Source organism: Halorubrum sp. SP3 (assembly GCF_005435195.1).
In the GTDB taxonomy this organism is placed as follows: Archaea; Halobacteriota; Halobacteria; order Halobacteriales; family Haloferacaceae; genus Halorubrum; species Halorubrum sodomense.
Map to the genome: position 1 here is coordinate 1 of NZ_SGTU01000721.1, position 231 is coordinate 231.

A 231-nucleotide genomic window follows, 5' to 3' on the forward strand; every position below is an offset into this window, starting at 1 on the left:
GTCCAGGACGCCGGCGGCGGCCTCCGAGAGCCCGGCGTCGTCCACGTCCCGTTCGACGATGGCGTCGCGCGCGTACGCCGTGAACTCGCCCCGAGAATCGCTGATCTCGGTGATCGCGTACGTCCACTCCGGAACGTCGACCGTCCGCCGCTCGGCGACCGCTCGGAAGTACTCGTTCTCGTACGCCACGAAGTCGAACGACGGCGACGGGACGAGCTCGCTGGCGTCCGC

1 pseudogene is annotated in these 231 nt (G+C 70.1%); it reads right to left on the minus strand.

Features of this window, described 5'->3' with window-relative positions:
- Window positions 1-231: pseudogene (locus tag EXE42_RS18055) on the minus strand (hypothetical protein); the annotation flags it as partial.